Source organism: Actinophytocola sp. (assembly GCF_036402745.1).
In the GTDB taxonomy this organism is placed as follows: domain Bacteria; phylum Actinomycetota; class Actinomycetes; order Mycobacteriales; family Pseudonocardiaceae; genus Actinophytocola.
Genome location: NZ_DASWSJ010000156.1, coordinates 1 through 11,284 on the forward strand (window position 1 = coordinate 1; position 11,284 = coordinate 11,284).

The following is an 11,284-nucleotide window of genomic DNA, read 5'->3' on the forward strand; positions in this document are numbered from 1 at the left end:
TCGATACCCGCACTATTCGCCGGGACGCAACGCACACTTTTGATCCCGGGGAGGCGGACTAGAGCCGGTGCCGACCCTGCATCGGGTCCTCTTCGGACCGTCGATTGCGACGAACCGTATGCACCACGAACAAAGTCAGCAACAGCAGACCGAGCCCCCCACCAGACCCGATCATGGCGACTCGCATGGGCGACCAGTTCCGCTGATGCGGCGGCGGCATCTGGAACGGCACCTCGACCGCGGAGTCCGGCGGGATCCCCTCCTCCGCGGGGATCATCGTCGTCAACGCCCCGATCGGGTTGATCATCCCGAACCCGACCAGGCTGTTGTGCCCACCGGTCGCCGCGGGGTGCGAGGACGTCGCCTTGATGCGGTTCATCACCTGCTTGGCGTTGAGGTCGGGGTAGCGCTCCCGGACCAGGGCGGCGAGACCGGTCACGTACGGGGCCGCGAAGCTGGTGCCCTGGATGGCCGATGCCTGTCCCTGGTTGGTCACCGTCTGGTTCGCGAGGCCGGTGGGGTTGGCCGGGTCGAGCGAGGTGATCTCCGTGCCGGGCGCGGCCACGCTGACCCACGGCCCCTGGATCGAGAAGTCGGCCGGGTCGCCGTTGCGGTCCATCGCGGCCACCGAGATCACGTAGTCGGAGAACCACGGCGGCGTCACGATGTAGGTCGGGTTCTTCGGGTCCGGCCCGTTCTGCTCGGAGCAGTTGTTCTCGCCACGGTTGCCCGCCGACGCGACCGCGACCACGTCCTGCACCTCGACCGCGTACCGCAGCGCGGCCTGGACCTGCTTCTCCGCTTCGGTGATCGGGCCGGCCGAGGTGGGCCGGCAGCTGTCCACCGACATGTTGATGACGGTGGCGCCCGCGTCCGCGGCCCGGCGGATGGCCTTGGCCAGCGTGCCCAGGTTGCCGGCCGAGTCGACGCTGTTGGCCCGGTTCGCCTGGTCCTCGAAGTGGTAGTTGGCGCTGGACTGGCGGATCGACAGGATCGTGGCGCCCGGCGCGATGCCGCGGAACCCGATGTCCTTGCGCTTGGAGTCCGCCGCGATGATGCCGGCGACCTCGGTGCCGTGCCCGTCGCAGTCACGCAGGCCGTTCTCGGCCTCCACCACGTAGTCCCCGCCGCCCTCGAGACGGCCGGCCAGGTAGTCGTGCGGGGAGACCCCGGTGTCGATCACCGCGACCTTCTGGCCGCGCCCGGTGGCGAACCGGGACAGCTCGTCGAACCGCAGCACGTCCTGGCCCCACGGCTTGTGCTGCAGCTCCACCGTCTGCCCGCGCGAGGCGACGCACTGCGTCTTCTGCGTGTACGCCTTGTCCGGCTTGCCGTCGTCGGTGGGCACCGGGAAGCCGGCAGGCAGCGGCGGCGGCTTGGCGAAGCCCTGGTCGGCGGCCGGCGGGGCGGACGGGGTCGACGGCTGCGCGGCGGCGACCGCCGGCATGGTCGCGAAAACCAGCATCGCGGCGACGACGGAGAACACCCGTTTGGTTCGGGTAACGGCCATCTCGGGTGAATCCTTCGCGGGCGTCATGCGGGACCGACGCGATCCCGCCGCTGGCGGCGGACGGTGTGGACGATGAACGACGTCAGCAATAGTAGGCCGAGCCCTCCGCCCGACCCGAGCACGGCCACCAGTGCGGTGGCGGCGGTCGCGGTCAGGCGGCGGGTGAGGCGCGCTCGCACGATCAGCTGCTGGACAGGATGTTGACGTGCCGGAGGGCGCCGTAGAGGTCCATCACGGCCAGCGCGAGCGGCAGCAGCACCGCGATGCAGATGGCCTCGATGATCTCCACCGTGCGCCGCAGCGGCGGCGAGAACCGCTGGTCGGGGAAGATCACGCCGAGCACCAGCGAGGCCGCCGCGATGAGCACGAGCGAGCCGAACACCCACAGCAGCCGGTCGAACGTGTCCGCGCCGATCAGCCAGCCGATCACGATGCCGGCGGCCGAGAGCATGCCGGTGGCCAGCAGCGCGATCGCCTGGCTGCCGTTGGCGTAGGTGCGTGCCCGCAGCAGTAGCACCAGCGTGGCGGCGACGGCCATGGCGATGGCCCACGCGTCGCCCTTGCCGGCGGTGATGATCGCCGAGATGGCCGCGGCCACGCCGCAGCCGATGATCATGCCGGTCATGTACTCGTGCGCGAGGCCGGCCCGGCGCTCGATCGAGCGGTAGTCCGGGAAGCCGGTGTCCTCCTTGAGGTCCTCGGCGCTGCCCGGCACGTTCGGTAGCGGCAGCCGGGCCAGCTGGATCGTGAGCCGCGGCAGGATCGACAGGCCGGCGAGCGAGATCGCGGCGGTGCCGGCGGCGATGCCCGCCGCCGGGTGCGCGATGAGCGTGCCGACGGCGAAGGCCACCACGCCGATCATGGCCGCGGTGCCGGCCGCGACGAACGTCGTGACACCGGCGCCGATCAGCATGATCGACGCCGAGGCGACGATGACCACCAGCGCGCTGGCCAGCAGCAGGCTCGCCCGGCCGGTCGCGCCGGGCACGATGTAGAGCCCGCTCACGAACGCCATCGGCAGACCGCCGGCCGCGGCGATCAGCACCCCGGTGGTCTCCTCCTGGTAGGCCCGCGCGATGACCGCGCCGAGCGCCACCGCGACCACGGCCGCGGCACCCGCGGTGACCGCGGCGCCGATGTGCGAGCCACCGAACAGCGGGCCGGTCATGAGCACCGTGACGGCCGCGACGATGAGCGCCAGCGCGCCCGCGATGTAGCCGATGCGGCGCGCGGTCTGCTTGGTCCACGGCCGGTAGCTGTCCGGAGAGGACTCGGCGATCGCGTCGACCACGTCGTCGTACAGCGGCGGCGGCGGGTTCTCCGCGCGGCGGCGCAGCTGCAGCAGCTCGCCGTCCACGACGCCGAGCGAGGCGAGCGTGCGGCTCGGGTCCAGCGGCGCGTCGCCCAGCTTGGCCAGGCACCAGCCGCCGTGCCGCGCCCCGCCGTCCGGGGTGGCCTCCTTGGCCATCTCCAGCAGCATCGGCAGCAGGTCGGCCACCGCGACGCCGGCAGGCAGCGCGACGTCGATCCGCGTTCTCGGTGCCACCACCGTCACTCGGCTGAACACCGTCGTCCCGGTTGCCACCGTCAGCCCCCTCACTGTCCCGCGAACGTCGATAACCACCACTTGGTGTCGGTGGCGGCCCCTAGTATGGCCGTACCGGTTCCGGCGTGTACGCCGGTTCCGCAAGATGTGGTCCGACAGGTTCTGAACACGACGGGGGCGTTCCGGTGAGCACGCTGCAGTTCAAGCGGTCACCCAGGCTGGCCGCACCACGCCAGCCCGGCGGCGAGGTCCACCTCGAGCCGCCGCCAGAGGTGCCCCGCGTCATTCCCGGCAACGTCCTCATGAAACTGATGCCGGTCGTCATGGTCGTCGCCATGCTGGGCATGGTGGCGCTGATGTTCACGGCCGGCGGCGCCGCGCGGAACCCCGTCACGCTGCTGTTCCCGATGATGATGATGTTCTCGATGGTCGGGATGTTCGGCCAGGGACGCGGCGGCGGCCAGAAGAAGGCCGAGATGAACGAGGACCGCAAGGACTACCTGCGTTACCTCGGCCAGATGCGCGACCGCGCCCGCGAGGCCTCGCTCGACCAGCGGGCGGCGCTGGAGTGGGTCCACCCCGACCCGCAGGCGCTGTGGTCGATGGCCACCAGCCGCCGGATGTGGGAGCGCCGCCAGTCCGACCCCGACTTCTGCCACCTGCGGGCAGGCCGCGGCAGCCAGCGCCTGGCCACCCGGCTGGTGCCGCCGCAGACCGGCCCGGTCGACGAGCTCGAGCCCATCGCCACCCTGGCGCTGCGCCGGTTCGTCCGGGCCCACTCGATCGTCCCCGAGCTGCCCATCCAGATCGCCATCCGCGGGTTCGCCGCGGTGGGCCTGGCCGGCGACAAGGAGCTCACCCGCGGCCTGGCCCGGGCGCTCATCGGCCAGCTGGTCACCTTCCACACCCCCGACGACGTGCTCATCGCGGTCGTCACCTCCGGCCGGACCAAGGAGGAGTGGGAGTGGGCGAAGTGGCTGCCGCACTCCCAGCACCCCACCATGGTCGACGGCATCGGCCAGCTGCGGATGATGGCCGGCTCGCTCTCCCAGGTCGAGGAGTGGCTCGACGAGGAGCTGCGCGACCGCCAGCGGTTCACCCGCAACGCGCCGCCGCAGCCCGACCAGCCGCAGGTGCTCATCGTCATCGACGACGGCGAGGTCACCCGCGAGGAGCAGATCCTCCTGGAGGAGGGGCTCGTCGGCGTCACGCTGATGGACCTGTCCGACAGCCTCGGCAACCTCACCGCCCGCCGCGGCCTGCGGCTCGTGGTCGAGGAGGACCGGCTCGGCGCGCGCAGCGCCAGCGGGGTCGAGTGGTTCGCCAAGCCCGACACGATGACCGCCGCCGAGGCCGAGGCGCTGGCCCGCAAGCTCTCGCCGTACCGGCTCGGCGCGACGGCCGCCGACGAGGGCGGCGAGGAGCCGCTGCTGTCCAACCCCACGCTGCTGGAGCTGCTCAACATCCCCGGTGACCCGATGACCTTCGACGTGCAGCAGGCCTGGCGGCCGCGGCCGATGCGGGACCGCTACCGGGTGCCGTTCGGCGTCGGCGAGTTCGGCCAGCCCGTCGAGCTGGACATCAAGGAAGCCGCGATGGAGGGCATGGGCCCGCACGGCCTGTGCATCGGCGCCACCGGCTCCGGCAAGTCCGAGTTCCTGCGCACGCTGGTGCTCGGCATGCTGGCCACCCACTCGTCGTCGACGCTCAACTTCGTGCTCGTCGACTTCAAGGGTGGCGCCACGTTCCTGGGGCTGGACGCAGCACCGCACGTGGCCGCGGTGATCACCAACCTGCAGGACCAGCTCACCCTGGTCGACCGCATGAAGGACGCGCTCGCCGGCGAGATGAACCGGCGCCAGGAGGCGCTCAAGAAGGGCGGCAACTTCAAGAACGTCTGGGAGTACGAGAAGGCCCGTGAGAACGGCGCCGACCTCGACCCGCTGCCGGCGCTGTTCATCGTGGTCGACGAGTTCTCCGAGCTGCTGTCGGCCAAGCCCGACTTCATCGACCTGTTCGTCGCGATCGGCCGGCTGGGCCGCTCGCTGCAGATGCACATGCTGCTCGCCTCGCAGCGCCTGGAGGAGGGCAAGCTGCGTGGTCTCGACTCGCACCTGTCCTACCGGATCGGTCTGAAGACGTTCTCCGCGGCGGAGTCCCGCGCGGCCATCGGCGTGCCGGACGCGTTCGAGCTGCCCTCGGTGCCGGGCTCGGGCTACCTCAAGTTCGACACCTCGACGATGGTGCGGTTCAAGGCGTCCTACGTCTCCGGCCCGTACCGGCCCGCCGGCATCCAGGCGGTCGGCCCGGCCGCGCCGATCAGCGGCGACCGGCGCGCGAGGCTGTTCGTGCCGGACTACGTCGAGATCCCCAAGGAGCCGGAGCTGCCGGCCGACGCGCCCAAGGAGGAGCGCCGCCCGGAGAGCAACAACCCCACCGAGCCCAGCGAGCTCGACGTCATCGTCAGCCGGCTCATCGGCCAGGGCCCGCCGGCGCACGAGGTGTGGCTGCCGCCGCTGGACACGCCGAACTCGCTCGACACCCTGCTGCCGCCGCTGCAGCCCACCGAGGACCGCGGCCTGTCGCCGGTCGGCTTCTTCGGCAACGGCCGGCTGCAGCCGCCGCTGGGCCTCATCGACAAGCCGTTCGAGCAGCGCCGCGACCTGCTGTGGGCGGACTTCTCCGGCGCCGCGGGGCACGCCGCGGTCGCCGGCGGCCCGCAGTCCGGCAAGTCGATGATGCTGCGCACGCTGATCATGTCGATGGCGCTCACGCACACCGCGGAGGAGGCGCAGTTCTACTGCGTCGACCTCGGCGGTGGCACGCTCGGCACGCTCCAGGGCCTGCCGCACGTCGGCGGGGTGGCCGGCCGGCTCGACCCGGACAAGGTGCGCCGCATGGTCGCCGAGGTCGCCGGGCTCATGACCGAGCGCGAGCACCTGTTCCGGGACAAGGGCATCGACTCGATGACCGACTTCCGCAACCGCAAGCGCCGCGGCGAGCTCACCGAGGACAAGTGGGGCGACGTCTTCCTGATCATCGACGGCTGGCTCAACTTCCGCCAGGAGTTCGAGATGATCGAGCCGCAGGTGCTCAACCTGGCCGCGCAGGGCCTGTCCTACGGCGTGCACATCGTCGTCTCGGCCAACCGGTGGGCCGAGATCCGGCCGGCGCTCAAGGACCTGCTCGGCACCCGGTTCGAGCTGCGCCTCGGTGACCCGAGCGAGTCCGAAGTGGACCGGCGGGTCGCGGTCAACGTGCCGGCAGGGCAGCCCGGTCGCGGCCTGTCCCGGGACAAGCTGCACTTCCTCGTGGGCCTGCCGCGCGTCGACGGGTCCAGCAACGACCAGGACGTGGCGGCCGGCGTGCAGGACGCCATCGCCAAGATCAACGGCGCCTGGCGCGGGCGGCGCGCACCCCAGGTGCGGCTGCTGCCCGACACGCTGCCCTACGAGGAGCTGCTGTCGCTGGACGGCCAGCGTCCCGGCCGGGCCATCCCGATCGGCGTCAACGAGGACGCGCTGGCGCCGATGTACCTCGACTTCGACGCCGACCCGCACTTCTTCGCGCTGATGGACGGCGAGTCCGGCAAGACCAACCTGCTCCGCACCATCGTGCAGGGCATCGTCGACCGGTACACCAAGAAGGACGCGCTGATCCTGCTGGTCGACTACCGGCGCACGATGCTGGGCTTCGTCAAGACCGACCACCTGCTCGGCTACGCGGTGTCCAGCAACCAGCTCACCGGGATGATCCAGGAGATCACCGGGTCGATGCGCAAGCGTCTGCCGGGGCCCGACGTCACGCAGGAGCAGTTGCGCAACCGGTCCTGGTGGAAGGGCCCCGACCTGTTCGTCATCGTCGACGACTACGACCTCGTCTGCCCGCAGGGCAACAACCCGCTGCAGCCGCTCGCGGAGTTCATCCCGCAGGCCAAGGACGTCGGCATGCACATCATCGCCACGCGGCGCACCGGTGGCGCGGCCCGCGCGCTGTACGACCCGGTGCTCGGCAAGCTCAAGGAGATCGCGAGCCCCGGCCTGCAGGGCTCCGGCAGCAAGGACGAGGGCCAGCTCATCGGCACGGTCCGGCCCACCGCGCTGCCCCCGGGCCGCGGCACGATGGTCAGCCGCAAGGCCGGTCAGCAGCTGATGCAGGTCGCCTGGATCCCGCCGGAGATCTGACCTGGTGCGTGATGCCGCGAGACCCACGCCGGCGGCGGGCCCCCGGTGGCCCGCCGCCGGCGGGCTCGCGGCGTGCGAGACCCTTGGGGCGTGGGCATGACGTTGCGGGTCGCGGTCGACTTCGGCACGTCCAGCACCTGCATCGCGATCTCCGTGCGGGCCCGCGAGCCGCAGGTCGTCGCCGTCGACGGCAGCCCGCTGATGTCCTCGGCGGTGTACGCGGCACCGGACGGCACGCTGTTCGTCGGGCAGGAGGCCGACCGGCAGGCCGCGGTCGACCCGTCCCGCTACGAGCCGCACCCCAAGCGCCGGATCGACGAGACCGAGCTGCTTCTCGGCGCCAGCGTGGTGCAGGTGCGCGACGCGATCACCGCGGTGCTCGTTCGCGCGGTCGCCGAGGCCCGGCGGGTGGCCGGCGGCGTCCCGGTCGACCAGCTCGTGCTCACCCACCCGGCGGACTGGGGCGGCCGGCGCACCCGGGTGCTGCGGGACGCGGCGGCCGGCCTCGCCCCGCGGATCGTGCTGATGCCCGAGCCGGTCGCCGCGGCGGTGTTCCACACGGCGAGCTTCCCCACCGGCCCGCCGCGCGGCCGCGCCCCGGCGCTCGCGGTGCTGGACCTCGGCGGCGGCACGATCGACGTCAGCGTGGTGCGGGCGGTGCCGTCCGGCCGGACCCCGTTCCAGGTGCTGGCCACCCGCGGCGACCCCACGTTCGGCGGCGCGGACGTCGACCAGCTGCTGCTCGACCACGTCGGCTCGGTGGTGTCCGGCATCGACGAGGAGGCGTGGCGCACGCTCATCGAGGGCCGCCAGCTCCCGGACCGCCGGCGCTGCCGGGTGATCCACCAGGACGTGCGCGGGGCCAAGGAGACGCTGTCCCGGCACACCTACACCGACGTGCCGATGCCGTCGCCGTTCCCGGACGCCCACGTCACCCGCGACGACCTCGAGCGGCTGATCACCAAGCAGCTCGACCGGGCGGCCGAGCTCACCGTCACCGCCATCCGCGAGGCCGGCCTCAAGCCCGCCGACCTCACGGCGATCTTCCTGGTCGGCGGGTCGAGCCGGATCCCGCTGGTGTCCCGGCTGGTACACCAGCGCACCGGGGTCGTGCCGACCTCGCTGGACCAGCCGGAGACCGTCGTGGCCCGCGGCGCGCTGCGGGCCACGGCCGGCGAGGCCGAGGGCACCGGCCGGCTGCCCGCAGGCGACGAGGTGACCACACCGGACACTCGTCGCCCACCCGTCCCACCCCGGCCGCCGGCGCCGGCACCCCTGCCGCCGGTGCCTCCGCCACCCGTGTCCCGCTCCCGCGGCCGGGCCCGGCCGCTGCTGGCCGGCGCGGCCGCGCTGGTCGTGATCGCCGCGGTGCTCACGCTCGTGGTCGCGCTCAGCGGCGGCGACCCCGAGCCACAGGCCCGGCCCACCTCGCCGGGGCCCGCGCCAAGCCGGGTGATCGCGCAGTACGAGTACCAGTTCGCGCTGCCCGACGGCTGGCTGCAGACCGGCGGCGACCCGGACCGGCTGCGCACCGAGCTCAAGCCGACCGGCCACGAGTCCGGCAACGACCGGGTGCTCGTGGAGGAGATCCGGCTCGCGTTCGACAGCAGCTCCGACCGCTCCCGCGCGGTCGGCCGGCTGCGCACCGAGTTCGACCGGGCCGGCAGGACGTTCGCGGGCTTCGACGAGAAGGCGTCCTTCGGCGGCCGGAAGGTCATCGCGTACCGGGAGTCGCTCAGTGGTGCCACAGTGGACTGGTACGTGCTGTTCGACGGCCGCACCCAGGTGAGCGTCGGCTGCCAGTACGCCGACGGCGGCGGCGCGCGGGACCAGGTGGCCCAGGCGTGTGAGACCGTTGTGCGAACGTTGACCGTTACCGGGTGATCCCTGGCTACGCTCGCCGCGGAGGTGCCGACATGACGGGGCAGGACGGCGGTTTCCGCGCGGCGCGGGCGCGCTTCTCGGCGGAGGTCGCGGCCGCGCTCACCAGGGCCCGCCGCGCGGCGAGCGAGGCCAAGGCGCAGTCGGGCGACTTCCAGCGGCGGACCAGGGAGCTGGCCGAGCAGGCGAAAACGGGACGGTTGCGCGGAGTTCGCCGCGGCGAGGTCGAGCCCACCACCGCCGAGCCGCGGGAGGAGGCGGCGAAGTTCCGCAACGCCAACGGGTTGACCGTCGAGGAGCTTCCCGACGCCGACCGGCTGCTGGCCCGCCTGCCCGCCGAGGACCCCGCACCCCGGCCGGACGACGACGACTTCTCCCAGCACCAGGTGCTCGTCGACCTCGACGACACCCCCTCGGACGGGCCGGAGACCCGCGCCGACGGGGACGAGGCCGGCGAGGCCGGGATCGATTCACCGGCGCCGGAGAACACCCGGCCGAGTGACGAGGACGAGGACTTTTCGCAACAGCGAATACTCATCGATGCGACCGTCGAATCCTACCGTCCGGATGCTTTCCCGGACTCCGTCTTCGAGCCCTCGGACGAGCAAACCCCCAGCTAGAACGTTGTTTTTCGGGGTTGCGGGGGCAAACGTCGTTGTGGCTGCGAAGTTCCGGTCACCGCGTTGTCCATTCGCCACGAACCCCGAACGCTGGAGGTGCGGCGTTCACGCTCGCAACGACCTCCGATCAGGTGGCGACAACGTGGAACCGGACATGGCAGGGTCTACGTCGCAAGAGGCGTACGAACCAAGAAGGCGTACGACCCGATCCAAGAACGAAGGGGGCAGCTCCCAATGCCTGACGGTTACTCAGGAGAAATTACCCAGTTCACCGACGCCCACAAGAAGGTCGTCAGCGTGAAGGAGGACGTCGAGGGCACGCTGAAGCAGGTCTGGGACCAGGTCGCCAGCCTCCAGGGTGAGTGGCAGGGCGCTGCGGCCACGGCGTTCACCAACATGATGGACCGCTTCAACAACGACGCCACCAAGCTGAACCAGGCCCTCGAGGCGATCGCCGAGCAGCTGCAGGCCGCCGGCTCCACGTACCACGAGCAGGAGTCGTCGAAGCAGGACATCTTCGGCAACCTCTCCGCCCAGCTCGACGGCTGACGTCGACCACCAGCTTTCCTGAACTGCCACTCAGCGAACTTCGAGACACAAAGGGGATACAGAAATGCCTGAAGGCGGAATCAAGGTTTCATTCGGCAGTCTCCAGGCGGCTGCCGGCAACATCAGCACGCAGGCCGCGAAGGTCCAGAGCTCGCTCGACGACCTGAAGTCCTACCTGCAGCCGCTCGTGAGCACCTGGACCGGTGGCGCGTCCGAGGCCTACAACTCGCACCAGTCCCAGTGGGACCAGGCCGCCGCCGACCTGCAGCAGGTCCTCGCGGCGATCGGCACCGCCGTGCAGCGCGCCGCCGAGGACTACATGGACGGCGAGCGCACCAACACCAACCGTTGGTGAGCTGACGCAAGACAACGCTGCCGTGGGGCCCGGGACATCCTCCCGGGCCCCACAGCTGTCCAAGCCCAGATCCGAAGTAGAGCCCGGGCCGGCGCGGCTTCCGCTCTGGCTTCCGACCGCGGCGAGTCCCGGACAAAGTGGGGCTGGGCGGCCTCCGGCCCCCCGGAATCCAGCGTAATGACGGACACCGACAGTTTCGGTCGACGTGAGCCGGGGCTGTGGACAACCCGCGGCACCGTCCACAGCCCGGTCCACCGCCACCCGGAACTGTCGGTACCCGGCCCGTAGGCTGGATTCGGGGGCCGGAGGCCACGCCCCGCAGCCCGGAGAGCGCAGCCAGGAGAGCGCAGCCCGGAGCGGACTCAGTTCCCCGGGTCGCGAGCGTTGAAGTCCTCCCAGAACTTGTCCGCCGCCTTCTGGTCGGTGATCGCCGTGACCTCTTTCGCCGCCGGCTTCGGGGGGAAGTCGGCCGCGGACGACGAGCCCAGCACCTCGTAACCGACCTGCAGCTCCAGCGGCTCGGCGTCCCCGTCGGCCACCTTCCCGCGGATCTCGAAGCCCGTGAACTCCATGTCCGCGGTCAGCTTGATCGTCACCGGCACCATCGCGGAGCGCATCGCCTGGGTGATGCCGTCGCGC

General features: G+C 71.6%; 8 protein-coding genes. 5 read left to right on the forward strand and 3 right to left on the reverse strand.

Going from position 1 to position 11,284, the window contains the following annotated elements; all coding sequences use genetic code 11:
- Nucleotides 1–58: 58 nt before the first annotated feature.
- Entirely contained in the window at nucleotides 59–1,510 is a 1,452-nt protein-coding gene (mycP, locus tag VGD70_RS15365) for a type VII secretion-associated serine protease mycosin (RefSeq protein WP_331082128.1), read from the reverse strand.
- 181 nt (nucleotides 1,511–1,691) lie between these two features.
- Complete coding sequence (gene eccD, locus VGD70_RS15370; protein WP_331082129.1) at nucleotides 1,692–3,095, reverse strand: type VII secretion integral membrane protein EccD; 1,404 nt, start codon at nucleotides 3,093–3,095, stop codon at nucleotides 1,692–1,694.
- Between the two features lie 146 nt (nucleotides 3,096–3,241).
- Here eccD and eccCa point away from each other — a divergent pair, with 146 nt between their 5' ends.
- From eccCa to VGD70_RS15395, 5 genes are all read left to right on the forward strand, one after another.
- Nucleotides 3,242–7,240 (forward strand): type VII secretion protein EccCa, encoded by a 3,999-nt coding sequence (eccCa, locus tag VGD70_RS15375; protein ID WP_331082130.1) that lies wholly within the window; start codon nucleotides 3,242–3,244, stop codon nucleotides 7,238–7,240.
- Nucleotides 7,241–7,336: 96 nt separating this feature from the next.
- Entirely contained in the window at nucleotides 7,337–9,124 is a 1,788-nt protein-coding gene (locus tag VGD70_RS15380) for a type VII secretion-associated protein (RefSeq protein WP_331082135.1), read from the forward strand.
- A gap of 32 nt (nucleotides 9,125–9,156) precedes the next feature.
- Nucleotides 9,157–9,741 (forward strand): hypothetical protein, encoded by a 585-nt coding sequence (locus VGD70_RS15385; RefSeq protein ID WP_331082131.1) that lies wholly within the window; start codon nucleotides 9,157–9,159, stop codon nucleotides 9,739–9,741.
- A gap of 234 nt (nucleotides 9,742–9,975) precedes the next feature.
- Entirely contained in the window at nucleotides 9,976–10,290 is a 315-nt protein-coding gene (locus tag VGD70_RS15390) for a WXG100 family type VII secretion target (RefSeq protein ID WP_331082132.1), read from the forward strand.
- Between the two features lie 64 nt (nucleotides 10,291–10,354).
- Nucleotides 10,355–10,645 carry a WXG100 family type VII secretion target gene (locus tag VGD70_RS15395; RefSeq protein ID WP_331082133.1) on the forward strand — a complete coding sequence of 97 codons (291 nt, stop codon included), beginning with the start codon at nucleotides 10,355–10,357 and terminating at the stop codon, nucleotides 10,643–10,645.
- Between the two features lie 362 nt (nucleotides 10,646–11,007).
- Here VGD70_RS15395 and VGD70_RS15400 read toward each other — a convergent pair.
- Nucleotides 11,008–11,284: hypothetical protein (locus tag VGD70_RS15400; RefSeq protein ID WP_331082134.1), on the reverse strand; the 277-nt coding region annotated here is incomplete at its 5' end.

Coding starts and splice junctions, on each gene's coding strand:
- mycP (WP_331082128.1), bottom strand. CDS start 1,510: ATGGCCGTTACCCGAACCAAACGGGTGTTCTCCGTCGTCGCCGCGATG.
- VGD70_RS15390 (WP_331082132.1), top strand. CDS start 9,976: ATGCCTGACGGTTACTCAGGAGAAATTACCCAGTTCACCGACGCCCAC.
- VGD70_RS15395 (WP_331082133.1), top strand. CDS start 10,355: ATGCCTGAAGGCGGAATCAAGGTTTCATTCGGCAGTCTCCAGGCGGCT.
- VGD70_RS15380 (WP_331082135.1), top strand. CDS start 7,337: ATGACGTTGCGGGTCGCGGTCGACTTCGGCACGTCCAGCACCTGCATC.
- VGD70_RS15385 (WP_331082131.1), top strand. CDS start 9,157: ATGACGGGGCAGGACGGCGGTTTCCGCGCGGCGCGGGCGCGCTTCTCG.